Consider the following 21393-nt stretch of genomic DNA (forward strand, 5'->3'; position numbering starts at 1 on the left):
GGAGGAGAGTGAATGAAAAGGTGAATGGCTATTCGGAAAAATGGGCGTGCAGGCGGTCCCTGAGGTCATCGGGCAGGGCGATGGGGCGGCGCGCGGAGACGTCGATAAGCACCAGCGTCGCCGTCGCGAACACGCACGACGTTCCGTCCTGAACCAGTTCGTGGGAAACCTGGTAGGAGGTGGTTCCGATGCGCGAAATCCACACCCGCGCCTCGATGGAATCGGTGTAGGTGAGCTCGGCGTCGTACTGCACTTCGAGGGAACGCACCACGTGAGCATAGGAATTGGTGGCGACGGGGCCGCTCAGTTTGGCGGCCGCACGGACGCGCGCTTCCTCTAAAAGCGTGACCATCGTGGCGTTATTGACGTGGGCGTTCGCGTCCTGGTCGGACCACCGCAAGGCAAGGGTTATCGGGATGGCGTTGGCGGGCGCGCGCATTGTTCCTCCTGGGGAGAGCGGGTAAAGTGATGCGTATTACTATACATACGAATTGTGGTTCGTCACTCGAATCGTGAGGAGAACGCCATGACAGATCTTCTGGGAATCGATGCTCTGCTGAGCGAAGAAGAAAAAGCTACCCGTGACCGCGTCGCCGCACTGGTGGATGAGCACATCCGCCCGCACGTGGGGCAGTGGTACGAGGACGCGGTGCTGCCAGAGTCCATCCTCCCGGTGCTGGCGGAGGCTGGCCTGTTCGGGATGCATCTGGAAGGCTATGGCTGCGCTGGGCGTTCCGCGGTGGAATACGGGCTGGCCATGCAGGAGCTGGAAGCAGGAGACTCCGGTATCCGCACGGTGGTGTCAGTACAGGGCTCGCTGGCGATGTCGGCGATTTATAAGCACGGCTCGGAGGAACAGAAGCAACAGTGGCTTCCCAAGATGGCCGCCGGTGAGATGATTGGCTGCTTCGGGTTGACGGAGCCGACCGCCGGTTCGGACCCGGCCAGCATGGTGACGGTGGCGCGCTACCGCTCCGGTGAATGGGTCCTGGACGGTGCGAAGCGCTGGATTGGCCTGGCGAGCGTGGCCGGGGTGGCGATCATCTGGGCCAAGGTTTCTGAGGAGGATGCCTCCGCCGCTGGGGTGGAGGCGGGCGTGCGCGGCTTCATCGTGCCGACGTCTGCGCCGGGGTTTAAGGCGACGCCAATTACCCGCAAGCTGTCGATGCGCGCTTCTATCCAGTGCGATATTGAACTGGAAGGCGCTACTTTGCCCGCCGACGCTCTGCTGCCCAAGCATCCGGGACTCAAGGGGCCGTTTATGTGTTTGAACGAGGCTCGCTTCGGCATTAGCTTCGGCGCTTTGGGTGCGGCCCGTGATTCTTTGGAGGCGGCGCTGGAGTACGCCAAGGAGCGCAAGCAATTCGACCGCTCGCTGGCGTCCTTCCAGCTCACCCAGCAGAAGCTGGTGGATATGGCGGTGGAGCTTAATAAGGGGCAGCTGCTGGCGCTGAACCTGGGTCGTGCCAAGGATGCGGGCACGCTGGAGCCCTACCAAATCTCGGTGGGCAAGCTGGCCAACTGCCGAACCGCCATCGACATTTGCCGCCAGGCGCGCACCATCCTAGGCGGCAACGGTATCACTGCGGACTACTCGCCGCTGCGCCACGCCGCAAACCTGGAATCAGTGCGCACCTATGAGGGCACCGATGAGATCCACACGCTGATTCTGGGACGTGTGCTGACGGGGGAGCAGGCGTTTAGCTAATCGCGCAGACCAGAGTTATTAAACTCATGCAGCTGGTCCCGTGGATTCGGTAGATGGTCCTCCATCCCAGATCAGGGACCATTTGCGTGCCGAAAACTCAGAAAAAGATGGTCCCCTTGCTCTGGTAAAGGAATTGAATAAGGAGACCATCTAGAGTCGCTGTGTAGTCACCAGCAAACGGAGGATAGGACAGAGCTTGAGCTAGAAATCCTATTTCGAATCAGGAGACGCTTCATCCGAATCAATCATTGAATCATTTCGGTTCTTCTCCTCGAATGAGAAACTGACGCGGGAGGAAGCAAGGTGGTGTGCTCGTGCCTCTTCCTCGGGGATCTCATCGAATTGACGCAGGGTTCCATCTCGCTGTTCCTTGAAGAAATCCCGTCCGTAGATAACTGCAACGAGGATAATTCCGGCTGCGAAGCCCCAGGTTGCTCCTTGAATGGCGAGAATTGCAGCGACTACACCTGCAATTCCCAAGTCTCGCTGATTCTTCGCTTCCATGATGCCGACGCGTACACTGACGAAACCTTGGATGACGAGAGTGAGTGCTAGCGCTACAGGCAAGATCGGTTGTACTAGTGTCACAATCGGGAGAAGCATGATGCCGGTTTGGCAACCAATTCGGAACGAGAAGGTTCCTCCAAAAATCGACTGCATTGCCTTCCGGCCTTGTTTGAAGCGCTCGACCATCACGACGTGCATTGCAGCCCATAGTGGTCCACACATGCAAGCATCAGGGCCGATGATACTCATGATGGTGTTTCGAACTCCGAAAAGCATGTGGGCACGGTTCGGGTCATAAACGACAGCCTCATCGGTTCTCACATGGTCTGCTTCGTGGAGGACTGCCTTGGCTTGAAGGACATCGCCAAAGACAACGATATATGCAGCGAGAACCGTAGGAATTGCTGTAATGAACATGCTCAATGGCGGGAATCCAAGACCAAAAACAGTGTAGTTCTGCCACAAACCAATAAAGTCTGGACTGGAGAATCCAAATTCAAGCTTGGGCCAAGGGGACTCGCCAACAAGAGGTGCAACAATAACAGCCAAGAAGATAGCAGGGATAATGCCCAGGGACCCAACTATGCGCCAGCCTTTTCTTTTGGCTCGTAGCATGGCGAATGCCTTCGAATACATGATAAAGAAGGCCACGGCTAGGAGTATTGAAATGGTGATTGGGAAGCTGTGGAACTTGCCATCCTCGCCGAATACCTGAATAACTGCAGCCAGCCCGGCACCCATGATAACGCCGGCCCTAATCGACCCGGGAACAAAATGTACAACCTTAGATGCCCAGCCTGTTATGCCTAGTGTCATCGAGAACAAGCCTAAGAGGAGCTGGAAGGCAACGAGAGCCCACACGCGCTCATCCTCGGGAAAGCTGTGGAGGTAAACGAGCAGTAGAGGGATCGCAGGCGTAATCCAACCGGGAACAACGGGATCGCCAAGAAGCGCATGTAGGAGGTAGAGGAAGCCGTTCATCAGGACGATGGCAATCGCCATCTCAAAAGGCATTCCTACGGCTTCGGTAATAAGGGGAATTGCAGCTAGATCGACTGCACACATAATCAAGCCTTGAGAGAAGTCTGCGAACTCAAAGCGATAGTGAAGAAAAGGGATGCGGACGTCGAAGGGGCCAAGTTTCCAACTGGGTGTCGGAGTACCAATTCCTTCATCAATTCCAGGGGTGGTCGTAGTCATGTTTACGGCCCTTTCTCGAATTCCAAAGTCATTTCTTGAGGTAAGGGTTAGTCAAATGTGATGATTTGTCGAAGCACAGTTCCATCGGATAGGGAGTCCATGGCCTCGTTGATTTCATCAAGCTTGATATGGGAGGAAATCAGTCCTTCTGCCTTGAGTTTCCCGTCTCTCCAAAGCTGCTCATACTTGGGAATGTCTACGCTTGGAACTGAGGAACCAAGGTAGCTTCCGTGTATTCTTCGGGCCTCAGCAGTAATTGTGAGCGGGTCTAGGGTGATCGAGCTGTTTGGTGCAGGAAGACCGACAGTGACTGTCGTTCCTCCGGGAGCCGTTACTTTAAAGGCGGTTTCTAGTGCCTTTGGGTGACCGGCTGCCTCGACGACACCATCGAATTTGAGGCCCATGTCTTCCGCCTCTTGAGGTGAATATGCCTCGTGTGCGCCGAGATCGAGAGCAGCTTGGCGTTTCGATGCCTGCATATCGATACCGACGACTTTTTTTACATCGAGGGCGAGGGCCGTAATGACTGCAGCCATTCCAACGCCACCGATTCCAACTACGGCAACGGTGGTATCTGGGGACGGCTTCAGCTCGTTTAGGATGGCGCCACCACCGGTTAGGATTGCGCAACCGAAAACCGCTGCGATATCTGAGGGAACGTCGTTTCCGATGGGAACGAGCGTTTCTCTTGCTGCAACAGCATGGGTTGCGAAGCACGAAACACCGACATGGTGTTGGACAATCTCGTCGCCGCGATGCAGTCGTCGAGTTCCGCCCAGGAGTGTTCCTTCTTCGTTTGTTTGAGAACCGACCGAGCAAGGCATCATGCCGTTGGTTTGGCACTGTTTGCACTTTCCACAGCGCGGGAGGAAAGTGAATACGACTTGCTGCCCAACCTCTAAGTCATTCACGCCCTCACCGATCTGCTCGACTATGCCGGCGGACTCGTGGCCCAAGAGCATCGGGACAGGACGTGGACGGTTGTTATTAACCACGGACAAATCGGAATGACAAACACCAGCAGCAGTAATTCGGACAAGAACTTCGCCAGGTCCAGGCGGATCAAGTTCCAACTCTTGGACCGTGAGTGGCTGTGATTTTGCGTAGGGGCGTGGCGCGCCTAGTCGTTCAAGTACAGCACCTCTGATCTTCATGGTGAGCCTCTCTCTCAGGGGGTATAACAGCGAGCAATACTCCACACTCCGGCAGAGTGAGGCCTAAGTTACCATTTTGCCATATCGTGATATGTGTAACAATATGTAAAAAGTTCTATATTGTGACTCTTGAAGTAGATGTTTAACCATTTCGACGGGTGACGAGATTGGGGTAGGTGTCTCCTGTGCGGCGATTGCTACTTGTAGGAAAACGCGTGAAGCCCCGCGCTTGAGTGACGCGGGGCTTGGTGAGGAAAGGTGAGAGGTTCGTTGAGGTTTAGTGCTTGAGGTTTAGTCGAACCTTGGTTAGTCGAACTCGATGATCTGGCGCAGTGCTACACCGTCGGACAGGCGGTCCATGGCGGTGTTGATGTCCTCGAGCTTGATGTGGTCGGAGATGAGGGCCTCAGCGTTGAGCTTGCCCTCGCGCCACAGCTGCTCGTACTTCGGGATGTCCTTCGACGGGACGGAGGAACCCAGGTAGCAGCCGTGGACGCGGCGTGCTTCGGCGGTCATTACGAGCGGGTCGATGGTGATGGTGGAGCCCGGTGCCGGCAGGCCGACGGTGACGGTCAGGCCGCCCGGTGCGGTGACCTTGTAGGCGGTTTCCAGTGCCTTCGGATGGCCGGCGGCCTCTACGACAGCGGTGAACTTCTTGCCGGACTCCTCAGCTTCCTGTGGGGTCATCGCGGAGGTGGCACCGATTTCGATGGCTTTCTCGCACTTGTCCTTCTGCATGTCGATGCCCACGATCTCCTTCACGCCGAGCGCAGCGGCGGTGATGATGGCGGCCATGCCCACGCCACCGAGGCCGACGACGGCGATGCTGTCCTCCGGCTTTGGATCGATCTCGTTGAGCACGGCGCCGCCACCAGTGAGGATGGCGCAGCCGAGGATGGCGGCGATATCGGCCGGGACATCGGAGCCCACCGGTACGACGGAGAGCTCGGAGACCACGGCGTGGGTGGCGAAGCCGGAGACACCAAGATGGTGCTGGATCGTCTCACCGTTGCGAGTGAGGTGGCGGGTGCCGCGGATGAGGGTGCCCTCGTTGTTGGTCTTGGAGCCAACCTCACACGGCATCTTGCCGTCGGTCTTGCAGCCGGCGCACTCACCGCAGCGCGGGAGGAAGGTCATGACCACGTGGTCGCCGACCTTGACGTTGGTAACACCCGGGCCGATCTCTTCGACGATGCCGGCGGACTCGTGGCCCAGCAGCATCGGCAGCGGACGGGGGCGGTTGTTGTTGACCACGGAAAGGTCAGAGTGGCACAGGCCAGCAGCGGTGATCTTGACCAGGATCTCGCCCTCGCCAGGAGCGGAGAGCTCGAGCTCGCTCACGGTGATGGGCTGAGAATCGGCGTAGGGGCGCTCGTCGCCGGAACGCTCCAGGACGGCACCTCGAATGGTAATCGTGTCAGACATGGATACCTCCAGACATCGGATGGGGTTAATGCATCGCAATGTACGCCGCCGGGCGTAAAGGAGGGCCGGAACGGTATAGGAAAAACTACACCGGATCGTTATATGGATGGGGAATTCTCTACTTGCTGAGCGTGTGGGCGCGCAGCGCCACGAAGACATCGAGCCCGCGCTGGCCGACCGCCCACTCATCACCCATGAGCTCCGCGATCCGGTCGAGCCGCTGGCGCACCGTATTGGGGTGGATGAACATCGCCCGGGCGGTCTGCGGGATGCTGTGCCCGGAGAGCAAGTAGTGGTGCGCGGTAGCAGTCAACTCGGTGGAGTGTTCCTCGTCGTAGTGCACCAGCGGGCCGATGGTGCGCGTAGACAGCGCGTTCAGTGCCTGCGGGTCCGCACCCAGGATGAGGCCCACCGTGCCCAGGGAGTCCTCGGTGACGAGCTGGCCGCGCAAGCCCAAAGCGAGTGCTGAATCCAGGTAGGCCATGGCGGAATCGTGGGCGCTGCGCGCGGAGCTCAGGCCGTCGAAGCCGATGGCAGAGACCGTCAACTCAGGGAATTCAGACAGCAGTGGGGCCAGCGCCTTATCGATATCCCGATCCGGTTGGTACAGCACGCACACATGCTGGTCGTGGTGCGTAATGGCGGCGTTACCCGGCAGGAGATGCTCCAGCTGCGGGCGGGTGGGCAAGTTCTTGGCCGAGTGCAGGCCTACGAAATACAGCTGTGCCGAAGAGTTCAGGCTGATGCCTGTGAGGTGGCGCAGGCGGGCGATCTCCTCGCGCCCGGCGTTGCCTAGTGCTACGGCGTAGACGAGGTCGTCGACTTTGCGCGCGGTGGCGTCGACAAGCGCCTCAGCAAAAAGCGCAATCGCTGTAAAGGCTGCGGAGGCGTGGCTGATGACGCGCAGTTCGGCGTCGCTGAGCTCCTTGTCCACACCAATCGTGCCCAGCGCCCGCCCGTTAAACTCCACGGGGAACGTGCTGGTTGGGGGAGTGTCCGGGGCATCCTCCGCGGTCCACAGCGTGACCGGCGCATCGAGGCTCTTAGCCAGCACGCGTTCGAGCTCTTCGAAGCTGGGATTGTTCATCAGCACGTGGAGCAGCTGCGTGTTGACGTCATTGAGCCACTGCAATTCGTCTACGTGGCGGCTGAGCGCAATTTGGGAGCGGGTAAGCTCCGCGACGGATTCGCCCTGACTCTCAATGACTTGGGCATTCTCCAGCGCCACGGAGGTAATAGAGCCGAGCACCTCGAGCGCGGCGATCTCCTCGTGCGTGTAGTGACGCGGGTGGCGATCCCCCACGAGAAGCGCGCCGATGGTGCGCCCAGAAATGCGGATCGGGGCGCCGAGGATCCCGCGGATTCCTTCGGCTTCTACCGCACGGTCCACGTAATCCACGTGCGTGACGTTGGGATCGACGGAGTGGTCATAGGTCCACGCTGGGCGGTTGGTGGCGGCCACGATGCCGAGGACTCCGGAGCCCATCGGCATGTTGATGGTGCGGAATTCCTCCGTCACGACACCGCTGGTGGCCAACACCTTGGTAAAGCCGGTGTCCTCATCGTTGAGGCTGAGATAGCCCACGTCGGTGCCGATGGTGGAGCGCGCGTGGCGCACGATGGCCCGGAAAATATCAGTGGATTCGCGGCCCGAGTTGAGCATGTGGGACACATCGAGCAGTTTGGTCGACATCACCCGCCACGTGTGGTTGGCGCGCATGGTTTCCTCGATGGCCCGAAGAGCGCTGAGCTCCTCGGCAGCCAGTTTCTCTCGCAGCTCGTCGGGGACGCGGGTGCCGCTGGCGAGGTGGGAGAGGACGGGTCCGAGGAGAGACATGGCCTTAGCTTATTAGACCTTCTTCTTGGTGCGCGGGATGGGCTTGCCGGTAATGAGCGCGTGGAGCTTGCCATCACCGATCTGCATATCCTCGGGTAGGTCGTCGGAATCGACTTCGGTCATGATCTCCTCGATGAAGTCAGACTCCGGGATGGAGGAGTTGCGAGCAATGGCCACGAGTTCACGCATCTCCTCATCGGAGAGGTGGTTGTCATTCTCAAAACGCTTCTTGAGGAGCTCGCGTGCGCGGCGGCGCAGGTCCGCCTCGGACTGCAGTTCCCCGCGGTTCTTCAACCAGGCGAAGCCGATGATGAACATGATGGCGATGCCCATGTAGCCCAGAATCGGGTAGACCCAACCGATGAGGTTGGAGAAGCCAATGAAGGAGAGGACAAAGCCGATGAGCACGGAGATGACATAGACCTTGTAGAAGTGCTGCGGCTTGCCGCGGGTCAGGCGCTTGGCAAAGGCATAGAACATACCAATCGCGGTGTTATAAATCATGCCGTAGATGGCAATGGACATGGCGATACCAAGCCATGGGTGGATCTGCTCAATCATGGCCAGCGTTGGCATTTCAGCCTCGGTGATCGGTCCCACGGAGACGTAGAGGCCGCCGACCAGGACCGCCAGCAGGAAGAGGAAGCATACGCCTCCGAGAATGCCGCCGTAGCCCACCTCCTTGGCATCGAGGAAGTTACCGCCGATGACGATCATCATGGAGACCACCACGATGACGTTCAGCCCCAGGTTATTGATGGCGGAGACCCACCAGTTGGGCAGCGTCGTCGGCAGCTGCTGTGCTTGCTCGTTGAGGTGCGACCAATCGGGGTTGGCCGTGAGCACGGTGTAGACGGTGCCGATGGTCAGCAGAATGATGATGAACGGGGTGATGACTCCAATGGCGATGGTCACCTTGTCCACATCGAGCAGGCCGGTTAGCAGGGTGAGCACGAGCATGAGGACCGCGCCGATCCATACCGGCCAGCCCCACTGCTGGTTAAGGTTGGCGCCGGCACCGGCAAACATGGCGAAGCCGATGCAGAAGAGACAGGTCAGCGTGGCGAAGTCGAGGATCTTCGACACGATGGGGGTGGACACCGCGTTGAACACGGAAGTGTGCTCCTTGGCACGGTGATAAGAACCTAGTTGGAGAATAGTGATACCGGAGATGGTCATGGCCAGTGCAGTAACGATGGCGCCGACGATGCCCATGTTTCCGAAGGCAACGAAGTATTGGAGGGCCTCGCGGCCGGACGCGAAGGAGGCACCCGCGAGCACGCCGATGAAGGCCATCGCGATGCCGAATGAGCGTTTAAGCATGGTGAACCTAACTTTAGGTGGATAGAAATCTCTACTTATGCAAACGGGGCAGGCTGCCTTTGAAGGTGCCTGCCCCGTGCGTGATGGAGCGGAAGCTTCTAGTTCGCTGCCGCCTTGATGAACTCGGCGATGCCAGCGAGCTCCTCCTCGCCACGGTCAATGACCGCAGCTGAGGTAAACAGCCCGTGGTGGTGGCCCAGAAGGTGCTTGTGCGTGACGTCGACGCCCGCCTTCGCCAGCTTGCCGGCGTACTCGATGCCCTCGTCCGCGAGCGGATCGTTATCCACCGTGATCACGAGTGACGGGGGCAGGCCCTCCGGGAGCTCTTCTAGCAACAGCGGGGAGAGATCCGTTGCCGTGCGCTGTGCCTCCTCCGTGACGAAGGTATCGATGAACCAGCGCATGGTGTCAGATGCCAGCGGGAAGCCTTCCTCCAAGCGCTTGTAGGAGGCACCGTTCTCGGTTCGCTCGCGGGAGCAATCCGTGATGGGGTAGAGCAGGATCTGGCAGCTGAGCTTGGCGACGTCTTCTTCGCCCACGAACTCGTTCGCCAGGGTAGCGGCGAGCTGGCCGCCGGCCGAGTCACCCGCTACCGCGATGGAGGTCACGGTCAGCCCGTGCTCGGCCTCAGGGTTGGACAACCAGCGGTAGGCAGCGCGGCAATCGTCGATAGCCGCCGGGTAGGTGTGCTCCGGGGCAAGGCGATAGTCCACCGCAACGACCGGGAGACCGGTCAGCACCGCGATACGGCGTACCGAGGAGTGGTGGGTCTCCAGGTTGCCCATGAGCCAGCCGCCGCCGTGCATGTAGAGCACCGCTGGGGTCTCCTGGCCGCGCTCCGCCTCCGGGCGGGGGTCGTAGAGGCGAACTTGGAACTGGTCAACCTGGAAATCCGTGGTCGCGGGTTCCTTCTCGTCGTGGAGCGGGTTGGCGTGGGCCGAGGCTACGTAGTTCTCACGCACCTGCGGGATGGGGAAGTTATGGAAGGACTTCGCCCCACCATCGCGGAAAGGTTTCAGCGCCTTCCACGCATCCTCAGCGACGGGACGCCCGGAAAAATCGTCGTGCAGAGTGTGCATTGTGAACTACCTCCTAGACCAGCTCGTAGTCGTTGAGCTCGAGCTTGTCGGTCAGCTCGTAGTACTCAGCGACGTTGCCGGACCAGTTGTTGATGACGCGGCCTTCTTCGTTCTTGTACCAGGAGGAGCAGTCAGCGGAGAACGCAGATGCCTCGAGCTCCTTCTGGATCTTGGTGTTGAACTCGTCGATGACGTTCTTCTTCACGTCGAGGGCTGCCTCCGGGTTCTCGCGCAGGTAAGCAACGGCCTGGGAGATGTAGCGGTCCTGTGCCTCGAGCATGGCCACCACGGAGTGGTGGTTGAGGTTGGTGTTCGGGCCATAGAGCATGAAGAAGTTCGGGAAGCCGTCCACGGTCATGCCCAGGTACGCCTCCGGGGAGTTACCCCAGCGTTCGCGCAGGTCGACGCCATCGCGGCCAGCAATCGGCAAATCACCCTGGAACTCCTGGGAGTGGAAGCCGGTGGCGTAGATGACCACGTCGAAGTCGTGCTCTGCTCCGTCATCGGTGCGGATGCCGGTCTCGGTGAACTTCTCGATGCCAGCGGTGATGAGCTCTACGTTGTCACGGTTGAAGGTGGGGTAGAAGTCATCGGAGCGCAGAATGCGCTTGCAGCCGAAGGCGAAGGTCGGGGTGAGCTTCTCCACCAGCTCCGGGTCGTTGACCTGGGAGCGCAGGTGCTCCATGGCCTGCTCGACACCCTCGGCAGCGGAATCGGTGCCCTTGCGGGTGCGGTCGAAGCCCTCCTCGCGAACCTCGTGGATCTCCTGGCGGATAGCGCGGTAGGAATCCGGGTTCTCCTGGAACTCCTTGAGCTCTTCATCGGTGAAGATGACCTGGTTGCGCGGCAGGATGTAGTTTGCGGAGCGCTGGAACACGGAGAGCTTCTCCGCAACCTTTGCTACCTCCGGAACCAGCTGAACTGCAGAAGCGGCGTTGCCGATGACGGCGACCTTCTTGCCGGCCAGATCAACGTCGTGGTTCCACTCGGCGGAGTGGAACTGTACGCCCTGGAATGCCTCGCGGTTCGGGAAGTTCGGAACCTTCGGCTTGGAGAGCTGGCCCCAGGCACCGACGAAGACGCGGCCGTAGTAGGTCTCGCCGTTAGCCTCGATCTCCCATGCCTTGAGGTCTTCCTTCCACTCGGCGTTGGTGATGCGGTGGTTGAACTTGATGTGGTCGTAGAGGTTGAACTCCTCGGCAAGAGCCTTGAGGTAGCCCTGCATCTCGTCCTGGCCGGCGAACATGCGGGAGACGCCGAGGTTGAGGAAGTAGGAGTAGCAGTAGATCAGAGCCTGGGTATCGCAGGCAGCGCCCGGGTAGGTGTTGTCGCGCCAGACGCCGCCGACCTCGTCGGCAGCCTCGAGGATGAGGAAGTCCTTCTGCTCGTCGCGGACCAGCTGGGCGCCCATGCCCAGTCCGCCGTAGCCGGTGCCGAGGATGATGCAATCGTAGATCTTCATAGTGGTGTATCTCCTTTAAGACGTTGGTGGTTCGGGTTAGTTCGCGCGGATGGCTTCAGCCAGGACCTGGAGGCCGTCACGCAGGGTGGACTCGTTGATGACCAGCGGCGGCAAGAGGCGGATGACGTTGCCGTCGAGGCCACAGGTGAGGATGAGTACGCCCTGCTCGCGGCAGGTCTTGGCCACCTTGGCGGTGAGGTCAGCATTGGGCTGGTTGTTGTCGTCAACCAGCTCGATGGCGATCATGGCGCCGCGGCCGCGGACCTCGGCAACGGTGGTGAGCTCGAGCAGCGGCTCTAGCTCCTCGCGGATGATGGCCTCGATCTCGCGGGCGCGGGAAGCCAGATCCAGCTCCTCCATCTCCTCGAAAGCTGCCAGCGAAGCAGCACAGGCCACCGGGTTGCCGGCGTAGGTGCCGCCCAGGGAGCCCGGGTCCGGGGCATCCATGATCTCGGCGCGGCCGGTGACAGCGGACAGCGGCATGCCGCCACCGACACCCTTGGCGGTGGTGATGAGGTCCGGGATGATGCCCTCGTCATCGCAGGCGAACCAGGATCCGGTGCGGCAGATGCCGGCCTGGATCTCATCGGCGATGAAGACAACGCCGTTGTCGGTGCACCATTCCTGCAGTGCCGGGAGGAAGCCCTTGGCCGGCTCGACGAAGCCGCCCTCGCCTTGAACCGGCTCGATGATGACGGCAGCCAGCTCTTCGGTGCCGACGTACTGCTCGATGTAGCGCAGGGTGCGCGCTGCAGCCTGCTTGCCGTCGAGGCCGTCGCGCAGCGGGTAGGACATCGGAGCGCGGTAGATATCAGCGGCCAGGGTGCCAAAACCCTGCTTGTAGGGCTTGTTCTTGGCGGTCATGGTCATGGTCAGGTTGGTGCGGCCGTGGAAGGCGCCGTCGAAGACGACAACGCGGTTCTTGCCGGTGTAGCGGCGAGCGATCTTGATGGCATTCTCCACTGCCTCCGCACCGGTGGAGAAGAGACAGGTCTTCTTCTCGTGGGTGCCCGGGGTCAGCTCGTTGAGCTTCTTGCAGACATCAACGAAGCCCTGGTACGGAGCGTTCAGGAAGCAGGTGTGGGTGAGGTGGCTGGCCGCCTCGGCGACAGCCTTGGCAACGCGCTGGTTGGAGGCGCCCACGGAAGTCACGGCGATACCGGAAGCGAAGTCGACGATGGTGTTGCCGTCGACGTCGACAAGCACGCCACCGTCACCGTCGGTGATATAGGAGGGGTAGCCCGGGATGACGCCAGCGGCGACGTCGGCTTCACGGGCGGCATTCAGCTCCTGGCTGCGGGGGCCAGGGATTGCGGTGGAGACATTCCGCTCCTGGGGGAGGCGGTGCTTGAGATCCTGCATGCTGTCTGCTCCTTAATACTCGGGATTTTTTATGACGTAGGTCATTCTGACGGCTAGACTTCAGAAGGGCCATAGACAATCTGGTGAAAGAATGGTGAGAAATTGTCCACATTGGATAAGGGGGTAGCTGCCGGACTAGAAGAAGGAAACGTTTCTCTCAGATGGTTGGCTAGCCAACCCGATCTGGGGATTGACGTGCTGCACGATTGCGAGCGGCCGTTTTCTGTGATGCACCCATGTGAGCTGCGCGATCCCCGCGAGTTTGTGGGCTCGGGGGCCGTCATCCTGCTCACTGGTATGGCCTTTGAGGGGCAACCCGATCAGCTGGTGGAGTACGTTCGCAGGGTGGCCGCGGGGGGAGTGACGGGGGTGGGCTTCGGCGTTGGTTTAGCCTTCGCTGAGGTTCCACCCGGCATGGTGGAGGCCGCCCGGGACTGCGATATTTCACTCTTCACGGTGGCGCGGCGCGTGCCTTTCGTCTCCGTGCTCGCGCGTTTGCACGACGAGTTGCAGCGCCAGCGTGAGGAAGGCTTGGAGCTCTTCATTGCTCAGCAGGGCGCGCTCAACGACGCCGCCGTGTCCGGCCTCGACGCCCTCGTGGACAAAACCAGCCGACTGTTGGGCGCGCATACCTGCCTCGTAGATAAGGATGGGCGGGTCTTCGCGCAGTCGAGCCACCCCGGGCTCCCGCCGGTGGAGTGGGCACCGGTGATTGCCGATACCCGCGCCCAGAACTTCTATGCCGCTCGCCGCGTGGGCGGGTGGAATGTCTTGGCCCAGCGCTTGGCCGACCACGGTGCGCGCTCCTTCGGGCTGCTGGCGGTGGCGCGTGAGAGTTTCGGTGTGAACGAGCGTGCGCTGCTCAAACAGGCCGCCGGCCTGGCGGAGCTCACCGTGAAGCGCCCGCAGGAGCTGCGGCGCACCCAAAACGAACTCAACTCCATGGCGATGGCCATTCAGTTGGGTATGGACCAGCCGGAGGATCCCATGCGCCGCATCTTCCGGCTCGTGGGCGATGCACAGGGCCGCGTGCGTCCGGTCTTGGTGAAATCGGAGGGGGAGCGTGCCCACCAGCGCTTCCTCCACGCCTTGGACGCCCGCCTGCAGGACCACGGGCGCTTGCTTTTCGAATACACGCTGGATAAATCCTCCAGCCTCTTGCTTTTCAGAGGAAGCCGCACGATGAAGAACCTGCAGGACTTGTTGCGCGATATCCGCGGTAGCAAGCGCATCGTCGTGGGCCAGCCCATGCCGTGGGCCGAGCTGGGCGTGGGCATTGTCCGCGAACTGGAGTCCTTCGCCTTCGGGCTTCAGCCCGGGATGTTGGCGGGGCCAGAATCGCGGACGTTGAGCTGGACTAGGGATCCCAGGGTCAAGGGCGCGGTGCACAACCGCGCCGAAGAAACCTGGGGCAAGGTACGCGCATACGACGCGGAGCACGGTACCGAGTTGGCGGAAACCCTGGAGGTCTACCTGCGTGCGGGCGGGCACGTGAGCCGAACCGCTGAGGAGCTTCAATCACACCGGCACACCGTGCGCAAGCGCATCGCGGACTTGGAGGATCTCCTCGAGGTGGACCTCAAGGACCCGCTCGTGGCGGCGGAGCTACTGATTCTCGGAGTGAGTGTTACGGACTGAAGCCCTAAGAGTCGATGCTGAGTAAGAGGAGTTCCGCACGGGTGACGGGATTGCTCAGGTCCACCCCGCAGAGGTTTTCTACCTTGTCTAGCCGGGCGCGCACCGTGTGGCGGTGAACGCCCAGCTCCGCCGCAGCGGTGGCCAAGTTGGCGTTGCCCACGAGGAAGGCGCGCAAGGTAGCGACCAGCTCGGTGTTGTGCTGCACGTCGTGGGCGGCCAGGCGGCTGACCGTGGCCGCGCGCCGGGCGCCGAGGGCCTCCGAGACGCCGGGTTCCGCCAGCCAGGTAGGCGCAGCAGAATCAAAGGCTGCTACGGTGCCAAGGGGCAGGCTGCGCGCATGGCTTTGAAGAGAAGACAGCAGTGCTGGGCTCAGCTCCTGCCACGCAACACCCCGAAGGGCGGAGACGCGAAGGTAGCGCGACTGTTTCTTGAACAGGTGTGAGGTTGCGGTTCCCGGAGGAAGCATGAGAAGTGCAGAATCCTGTTCCAGGCGGACGAAGCTGTGCGGCTCGGCCTTGCCGATCTCACTCACTGTGCGCGCGAGGCGCGACGGGGTCGAGGCCGTGACATAGAGAACATCCACGAGATCGTGGCTATCAATCAAGTGAAAGGCCGCGTGCAGGGCGGGGGAGTCAACGCCGGCGAGCTGGGCATCAAGCGCTAGCGCCCCGAGAATAGCGTGGTTGTTGCCATCGGGGTGATCAAGCAGCAGGCTGGCCAGACCCGATAGATGCCGGATGAGCGCGCGCGAATAGGAATCGAACTTCTCCGAGCGCCTGGCGGCGACGGCCCAACGCCGGCCCGCGGAGCCGAAGGTGCTGGTGATGGTGGCACCTGTGCTTGTCGACGTCCCCGTGCCCCGCCCCGTCTGCTCCGCGGCCTCCACTGCGGCGCTGGCTGCGCTGAGCTGCTCCGCATCTCTCTGGCTGAGCACCGCTCCGGAGGAACTAGCTACCGCTACAGCGGCGCTGAGTTGATTGCTCGCCTCATCGATGAGCGCTTGGATGCCCGACACAGCTGCGTGATTGAGGCGCTCTTGTTGGCGGTGGAAGGTGAAGTGCGCATTGTTTTCGAGGCGCGCTTGTTCCTGGGCTACCGCAGTAGTGATGGACACGAAGCGGGTGGCGCGCGGGATCTCAAAAAGGGTGAGGTGGTGCTGGGAACAAGCACGGGTCAGTACGGGTGGTACCTCGGCGAAGGCGAGTCCGGTACCGAAACCAATGCCGTGTACCCCGGCTGCGGCGAGGGCGGCGGCATAGTGCTCGAAGCCTTCCGGATCGTCGCGGAAAACGAGCCCCAGAGTGAGCATGAGCGCGCCGGGGGAGGTGAACTCGGTGGGGTCCGCGAGCTCTGACGCATGGATGGTGCTGAACGCGGGTTTGCCCTCAACGAGTGGGCGCAGGTTCAGCGAGTGCTGGTTGGTGAGCCAGCGGAAGGAAATCTCACTCATGCTGGACAGGCTACACAGTTGTGGGCTCAAGATTTATACACCCTGTCGATAGTGCCGCAAGGGTGGTAGGGGCCACACTAAGTGGCATCCTATTCATCCCAACACAAAAGGAAGACCATGCAGGAACTTCAGTACCACATTGAGCAGTCCCGCCACCTGGGCCAGCAGGTCCCGGGTCCGAAGAGCGCCGCCCTGGATGAGCGTCGCAAGAATGCCCTTCCCGCGGGCATGGCGCCCTCGCTACCGGGCTACGTGGTGGATGCGGATGGCGGCATTCTTGCCGACGCCGACGGCAACCGCTTCATCGATCTCGCTTCCGGTATCGCCGTGACTTCTGCCGGCGCTTCTAACCCGGCCGTCGTGGCCGCGGTGCAGGAAGCCGTCGCGCACTTCACCCACACCTCCTTCACCATTTCCCCGTACGAGTCCTACGTGGCCGTGGCAGAAAAACTCAACGAGGTCACCCCGGGTGATCACCCGAAGAAGACCGCGCTGTTTAACTCCGGTGCGGAGGCCGTTGAGAACGCCGTGAAGATTGCCCGTAACTACACCGGCAAGCGCGGTGTTGTCGTCATGGACCGTGCCTTCCATGGACGCACCAACCTGACCATGGCGATGACCGCCAAGCAGTCGCCCTACAAGAATGGCTTCGGTCCCTTCGCGCCGGAGATTTACCGTGCATCGATGTCCTACCCGCTGCGTGACGGCCTGAGCGGCGCCGAGGCTGCCAAGAAGACCATCACCATGATTGAGCAGGAAGTCGGCGCAGCCAACCTGGCCTGCGTTGTCGCTGAGCCGATCCAGGGCGAGGGCGGCTTCGTCGTCCCGGCCGAGGGCTACCTCGCAGCAATCCAGAAGTGGTGCAACGACAACGACGTGGTCTTCATCGTCGACGAGATCCAGGCAGGCATGATGCGCACCGGTACCTGGTTCGCCTCCGACCATGAAGGCATCGTTCCGGACATGGTGACCATTGCGAAGGGTATTGCCTCCGGCATGCCGCTGTCCGCAGTGACCGGCCGTGCAGAAATCATGGATGCTCCGCAGCCGGGTGGCCTGGGCGGTACCTACACGGGTAACCCGGTGGCTTGTGCTGCTGCGCTGGCAACCTTCAAGGAATTCGAGGAGAAGGACTTCGGGGCACGTGCCCAGAACCTGGAGAAGATTGCCCGCGAGGAGCTGGAACCCATCCTGGGCGATGAGCGCGTAGCAGAGTTCCGCGGCCGCGGCGCCATGCTCGCCCTCGAATTCGTCACCGCTGAGGGCGAGCCGGATTCCGAGCTAGTGCACAAGATTGCCGACGCCGCCAAGGCCGAGGGCGTGCTCATCCTCACCTGCGGCCTCGACCACAACGTCATCCGCTTCCTGCCCTCCCTGGCCATCCCGGAAGACTTGTGGCGTGAGGCGCTGCAGGTCGTCGTCAAGCAGTTCAACGAGTACAAGTAGTTCGCTCTTTCGCTCACCCGGTTCTTTCCGGGTGAGCTCCTGTTTTATTAGTCCTTAGTTATCGGAGAAGTCTTTGTCCAACAAATTTTCTGTGCCGCAGAAGGATGAGTCCACGGCGGAGTTCAAACCCGCGCTGTCCTTCGTGCAGGGCATCGCCCTTATCTTCGGCACCAACATCGGTGCTGGAGTCCTCTCTATTCCTTATGCTGCCCGCAACGGAGGGTTCCTCGCACTCGTTATCGCTTTGCTGATAGCAGGCACCCTCACGACCATTTCCATGCTGTACGTGGCGGAGACAGCCATGCGCACCAAGGCGCCGCTGCAGGTTTCCGGATTGGCGGAGCATTACCTGGGGCAGTGGGGCCGCTGGTTGGTTTTCGTGGCCATCATCGTCAACGGCATCGGTGCGCTGATTGCCTATGCTGCTGGTTCGGGTGACTTGATCAACAACATCTTCGGGTTGCCGCCGCTTCTTGGCACGTTGATCTTCTTCGGCTTCGGTTCGTGGGTGATGTACCGCGGCCTGCACACCACGGGTGCAGCTGAGGGAGCGATTACTGCCGGTATGGCGATCATTATCGCGGTGCTGTGTGGATGGACAATCCTGGGGCCGGGTATCAAGGCTGAGAACCTGCTGGTTCTTCATCCCTTCTTCATCGTCCCGATTCTGAACCTCGCGGTCTTCTCCTTCTTGGCGCAGTACGTGGTCCCGGAACTGGTGCAAGGTATGGACCCGGCCAAGCCACAGCAGACCGCGCGGGCAATTGTGCTCGGCATGGTGGTGACGGGCTTTACCTTGGCGTTGGTTCCTTTTGCCGCCCTTGGTCTGCTTGGCATGGAGGTCACCGAGGTGGTGACCATTGCCTGGGGTGAGGCACTGGGCCCGGTGGCCTACTACTTGGCCAATATCTTTGCGCTGGCGGCCATGCTGACGTCGTTCTTGGCGATTGGTTTTACCACCATGCGCAACGTCTTGGACATCTTCCACTGGGAAGGTGTGAAGGGACAGCGCATCGTGGCGGTGGCGCTGACGGTTGTTCCGCCACTGGTGATTTCCATTGCTGGTCTCGGTGGCTTCGTTGCGGCGCTGTCCTATGCCGGTGGTTTCGCGGGTGCCATCATGTCCGTCATCCCGGTGATGCTGTTGCACGCCTCCCGGAAGAAGGGCGACCGCGACCCGGGTTGGAACGTGGGCGGACTCGCTCACCCGGTAATCCAAGGAACCATCATCGTGGTTTATGTCTTGGCCTTCATCTACTCGATCATTTCCATCCTCGGGTTGGTGCCGGCAGGCTGGGCTTAGAGCCAGCTTTAGATGCGGCACTTTTAGACGCGACGAACTCGCCTAGTTGCCAAAGTTCGGGCCAGATCTTGAGTCAGGAGCGAGGGTTTTGGCAGAACGGGCAGTTTCGGCCCGGACCTGGTTCCAGATCGCGCCGAAAACACGAAAAGGCTGGGCTGCTCCCCGTATCAAGGAGCGGCCCAGCCTTTCGGCATGCTGCCTAGGTTTGCAACCGAGGCTATGGCCTAGAAGATGCCGTGCTTATGAAGCGCCTCGTCGTCGGACGGGACCTCAGAAATGGCATCCCACATTTCGACGAGCTTGCCGTCCTCGACGCGCCACAGCTCGCAATAGGAATGGCGCGCACCAGCGATGCTGCCTTCGGAATGGGTTAGAACGAACTGTCCTTGTGCAACCGTGCGGTGGATGCGCTCATACTCCAGCCCCTCGCCGTCTTCCTGCAGCTTGGTGAGGAAATCGACGCAGTTCTGGGCGCCATCGGCGATATCAGGGGAGTGCTGGGCAAACTGATCATCACGGGTGTTGTCGATGAAGCCGGAGTAATCGGCGCCGATGAGCGAGCGGGTGAAGAACTCGATGACGAACTCTCGGTTCTGCTCGGTGAGGCTCTCATCACCGATCTCGGTAGCGCCATCGAGCTGCGTGCGGCCGCTTGCGTTCGGTTCCGCAAGGGGAACGAGGTTGTCCCAGTGCTCGACAATCTTGTCGCCCTCGACGCGGTAGATATCGAAACCAACGAACGGCTCATCCTCGATGCCGTCGAAGCGACCATGTAAAGCGACGAGGCCGTTGGCTTCGTCGGCAATCACCCGGGCGTTGGTGTACTTCAGCCCCTCGCCCAGATCCGTGACAAACTTCTTGAGACCTTCTGCATCATTAGCGATGAGGGGAGAGTGCTCCACGAAGTTGTCGGCGAAGTGCTTGTCCAGGACGGAGGTATCGTGGCCGTCGAAAAGCGCGGTGTGGACCTCGAGAACGAAGTTTCCTAGTGACGTCATGGGATCTCCTTAGTTGGCCACGAAGTAGGTGCGCTTGTTGACAAACTCATCCATGCCGTAGGGGCCCAGCTCGCGGCCGTAACCGGAGTTCTTCACACCACCGAAGGGGACCTCGGCGCCCTCCGCCGCGTAGGTGTTGACGTTGGACATGCCGACCTCCAGGCGCTGGGCAATCTTCTCAGCGCGCTCGACGTCCTTGGAGAAGACGCAACCGCCCAGGCCGTACTGGGTGTCGTTGGCCAGCTCGAGAGCCTCGTCGTCGCTGCTGACCTTGAACACGGTCGCCACGGGGCCGAAGAGTTCTTCGTAGTAGACATCAGAGCCAACCGGGACATCGGTCAGCACGGCGGGGCTGAAGTAGGAAGACTTCTCATCCGCCAGCTCACCGCCGACGTGCAGGGTGGCGCCGGCGGCCACGATGCGGTCGAGCTGATCCTTGAGGTTTTCTGCCGCGCTGCGCGAAGACAACGGGGTGTAGACGGTTTCGGAAGCCTCCTGCGGGGTACCAGGCTTCATAGCCTTTGCGAGCTCGACCAGCTCAGCGACGAACTCGTCGTAGATATCGTCCATCACGATCAGGCGCTTGTTGGAGTTACACGCCTGGCCGGTGTTGTACATGCGGGTCTCCCACGCGTCCTTGGCTGCCTGCTTGACGTCATCGGTGTCGAGGATGACGTACGGGTCGGAGCCACCGAGCTCGAGAACTGCCTTCTTGAGGTTCTTCGCAGCCAGAGAGCCCACCGCAGCACCAGCGCGCTCGGAGCCGGTGAGGGACACACCGCGCAGCTCCTTGTGCTCGATGATCTTCTCTGCCTGCTCGTGAGTAGCGAAGACGTTGGTGTAGACGCCCTTGGGAACACCGGCATCATCCATGATCTTTTGGATGGCAAGCGCGGAGCGCGGGCAGATGGTGGCGTGCTTCAAGACGATGGTGTTGCCGAGCATCAGATTCGGGGCGGCGAAGCGCGCGACCTGGTAGTAGGGGAAGTTCCACGGCATGATGCCCAGCAGAGCGCCGATGGGGCGGCGCTGAATGTAGCCCTTGCCGTCCATCTCGACGGGGATTTCCTCGTCGGCGGCGAACTTCGGGCCGTTGTCGGCGTAGTAGCTAAAGATAGCGCCGCTGAACTCAGCCTCCTCGACGCCCTCGGAGATCGGCTTGCCCATTTCGGTAGCGATGATCTCTGCGAGCTCATCCTTGCGCTCTTCGAAGAGCTCGGCAACGCGCGTGACTACCTTTGCGCGCTCCTCGATCGGGGTCTCGCGCCAGCTGAGGAATGCCTCGTGCGCGGAGTCGACGGCGGTTAGGACCTCCTGGTCAGTGGCGTGATCAAAGGTCTCGAGAACCTCACCGGTAGCGGGGTTTTCTACGCGAAATCCGGACATTGCTTCATCCTCCAATGATTGAAGTGTGTATGGGTTGCGCCCCATTATGGGGTTGAATGTGACTTATTGCAAGGGCCTTGCGTTTTATGTCATTTGTCTCAGTATGGGCTTATGG

Annotated in this window: 16 protein-coding genes; 4 read left to right on the plus strand and 12 right to left on the minus strand. The window is 60.8% G+C overall.

The features are described from left to right. Positions 1–28 precede the first annotated feature (28 nt). Positions 29–439: a thioesterase family protein gene (locus tag QKE52_RS09345; RefSeq protein ID WP_347948652.1), complete on the minus strand. Its 411-nt coding sequence runs from the start codon at positions 437–439 to the stop codon at positions 29–31. 87 nt (positions 440–526) lie between these two features. On the opposite strand from QKE52_RS09345, the gene QKE52_RS09350 reads away from it, so the two are divergent. Next, positions 527–1708: an acyl-CoA dehydrogenase family protein gene (locus QKE52_RS09350; RefSeq protein ID WP_347948653.1), complete on the plus strand. Its 1182-nt coding sequence runs from the start codon at positions 527–529 to the stop codon at positions 1706–1708. A 210-nt stretch (positions 1709–1918) separates the two neighbouring features. On the opposite strand, the gene QKE52_RS09355 is transcribed toward QKE52_RS09350, so the two are convergent. The 8 genes from QKE52_RS09355 to gabT (QKE52_RS09390) form a co-directional block, all read right to left on the minus strand. Continuing rightward, a complete protein-coding gene (locus QKE52_RS09355) occupies positions 1919–3415 on the minus strand; it encodes a hypothetical protein (RefSeq protein ID WP_347948654.1) in 1497 nt (498 codons plus the stop codon). Between the two features lie 47 nt (positions 3416–3462). Then, positions 3463–4569 (minus strand): alcohol dehydrogenase catalytic domain-containing protein, encoded by a 1107-nt coding sequence (locus tag QKE52_RS09360; protein ID WP_347948655.1) that lies wholly within the window; start codon positions 4567–4569, stop codon positions 3463–3465. Between the two features lie 306 nt (positions 4570–4875). After that, a complete protein-coding gene (locus QKE52_RS09365; RefSeq protein WP_070517817.1) occupies positions 4876–5994 on the minus strand; it encodes an alcohol dehydrogenase catalytic domain-containing protein in 1119 nt (372 codons plus the stop codon). 118 nt (positions 5995–6112) lie between these two features. Continuing rightward, positions 6113–7831: a GAF domain-containing protein gene (locus QKE52_RS09370; RefSeq protein ID WP_347948656.1), complete on the minus strand. Its 1719-nt coding sequence runs from the start codon at positions 7829–7831 to the stop codon at positions 6113–6115. A 12-nt stretch (positions 7832–7843) separates the two neighbouring features. Then, positions 7844–9154 (minus strand): hypothetical protein, encoded by a 1311-nt coding sequence (locus tag QKE52_RS09375; RefSeq protein WP_347948658.1) that lies wholly within the window; start codon positions 9152–9154, stop codon positions 7844–7846. Between the two features lie 98 nt (positions 9155–9252). Then, positions 9253–10233, minus strand: a complete 981-nt coding sequence (locus QKE52_RS09380) for an alpha/beta hydrolase (RefSeq protein ID WP_347948659.1) — start codon at positions 10231–10233, stop codon at positions 9253–9255. A gap of 13 nt (positions 10234–10246) precedes the next feature. Then, positions 10247–11695 carry an NAD(P)/FAD-dependent oxidoreductase gene (locus QKE52_RS09385; RefSeq protein WP_070446241.1) on the minus strand — a complete coding sequence of 483 codons (1449 nt, stop codon included), beginning with the start codon at positions 11693–11695 and terminating at the stop codon, positions 10247–10249. A 36-nt stretch (positions 11696–11731) separates the two neighbouring features. Then, positions 11732–13057: a 4-aminobutyrate--2-oxoglutarate transaminase gene (gene gabT / locus QKE52_RS09390; RefSeq protein WP_144013109.1), complete on the minus strand. Its 1326-nt coding sequence runs from the start codon at positions 13055–13057 to the stop codon at positions 11732–11734. Between the two features lie 165 nt (positions 13058–13222). Between gabT (QKE52_RS09390) and QKE52_RS09395 the strand changes: the two genes are divergently transcribed. After that, on the plus strand, positions 13223–14695 hold the full coding sequence (locus tag QKE52_RS09395) for a PucR family transcriptional regulator ligand-binding domain-containing protein (protein WP_347948660.1): 1473 nt from the start codon (positions 13223–13225) through the stop codon (positions 14693–14695). Positions 14696–14699: 4 nt separating this feature from the next. On the opposite strand, the gene QKE52_RS09400 is transcribed toward QKE52_RS09395, so the two are convergent. Next, complete coding sequence (locus QKE52_RS09400) at positions 14700–16145, minus strand: PucR family transcriptional regulator (protein ID WP_347948661.1); 1446 nt, start codon at positions 16143–16145, stop codon at positions 14700–14702. Between the two features lie 117 nt (positions 16146–16262). On the opposite strand from QKE52_RS09400, the gene gabT (QKE52_RS09405) reads away from it, so the two are divergent. Continuing rightward, the gene (gene gabT, locus QKE52_RS09405; RefSeq protein WP_158397423.1) at positions 16263–17591 is read left to right on the plus strand and encodes a 4-aminobutyrate--2-oxoglutarate transaminase; all 1329 of its coding nucleotides are present in this window, start codon (positions 16263–16265) and stop codon (positions 17589–17591) included. 91 nt (positions 17592–17682) lie between these two features. Continuing rightward, positions 17683–18894, plus strand: coding sequence for an amino acid permease (locus QKE52_RS09410; RefSeq protein ID WP_328287802.1), 1212 nt, complete (start codon positions 17683–17685; stop codon positions 18892–18894). Between the two features lie 224 nt (positions 18895–19118). Here the strand turns inward: QKE52_RS09410 and QKE52_RS09415 are convergent, their stop codons facing one another. Further along, complete coding sequence (locus tag QKE52_RS09415) at positions 19119–19892, minus strand: nuclear transport factor 2 family protein (RefSeq protein ID WP_046647723.1); 774 nt, start codon at positions 19890–19892, stop codon at positions 19119–19121. A 9-nt stretch (positions 19893–19901) separates the two neighbouring features. Continuing rightward, complete coding sequence (locus QKE52_RS09420) at positions 19902–21278, minus strand: NAD-dependent succinate-semialdehyde dehydrogenase (protein ID WP_347948662.1); 1377 nt, start codon at positions 21276–21278, stop codon at positions 19902–19904. Positions 21279–21393 lie beyond the last annotated feature (115 nt).

The organism is Corynebacterium sp. c25Ua_47 (assembly GCF_039907205.1).
In the GTDB taxonomy this organism is placed as follows: domain Bacteria; phylum Actinomycetota; class Actinomycetes; order Mycobacteriales; family Mycobacteriaceae; genus Corynebacterium; species Corynebacterium hiratae.

Bases quoted from the DNA above. Each gene is read 5' to 3' on its own strand.
- QKE52_RS09365 (WP_070517817.1), bottom strand. From the start codon at position 5,994: ATGTCTGACACGATTACCATTCGAGGTGCCGTCCTGGAGCGTTCCGGC.
- QKE52_RS09350 (WP_347948653.1), top strand. From the start codon at position 527: ATGACAGATCTTCTGGGAATCGATGCTCTGCTGAGCGAAGAAGAAAAA.
- QKE52_RS09355 (WP_347948654.1), bottom strand. From the start codon at position 3,415: ATGACTACGACCACCCCTGGAATTGATGAAGGAATTGGTACTCCGACA.
- QKE52_RS09360 (WP_347948655.1), bottom strand. From the start codon at position 4,569: ATGAAGATCAGAGGTGCTGTACTTGAACGACTAGGCGCGCCACGCCCC.
- QKE52_RS09415 (WP_046647723.1), bottom strand. From the start codon at position 19,892: ATGACGTCACTAGGAAACTTCGTTCTCGAGGTCCACACCGCGCTTTTC.
- gabT (WP_144013109.1), bottom strand. From the start codon at position 13,057: ATGCAGGATCTCAAGCACCGCCTCCCCCAGGAGCGGAATGTCTCCACC.
- QKE52_RS09385 (WP_070446241.1), bottom strand. From the start codon at position 11,695: ATGAAGATCTACGATTGCATCATCCTCGGCACCGGCTACGGCGGACTG.
- QKE52_RS09375 (WP_347948658.1), bottom strand. From the start codon at position 9,154: ATGCTTAAACGCTCATTCGGCATCGCGATGGCCTTCATCGGCGTGCTC.
- QKE52_RS09380 (WP_347948659.1), bottom strand. From the start codon at position 10,233: ATGCACACTCTGCACGACGATTTTTCCGGGCGTCCCGTCGCTGAGGAT.
- QKE52_RS09370 (WP_347948656.1), bottom strand. From the start codon at position 7,831: ATGTCTCTCCTCGGACCCGTCCTCTCCCACCTCGCCAGCGGCACCCGC.
- QKE52_RS09345 (WP_347948652.1), bottom strand. From the start codon at position 439: ATGCGCGCGCCCGCCAACGCCATCCCGATAACCCTTGCCTTGCGGTGG.
- QKE52_RS09420 (WP_347948662.1), bottom strand. From the start codon at position 21,278: ATGTCCGGATTTCGCGTAGAAAACCCCGCTACCGGTGAGGTTCTCGAG.
- gabT (WP_158397423.1), top strand. From the start codon at position 16,263: ATGCAGGAACTTCAGTACCACATTGAGCAGTCCCGCCACCTGGGCCAG.
- QKE52_RS09400 (WP_347948661.1), bottom strand. From the start codon at position 16,145: ATGAGTGAGATTTCCTTCCGCTGGCTCACCAACCAGCACTCGCTGAAC.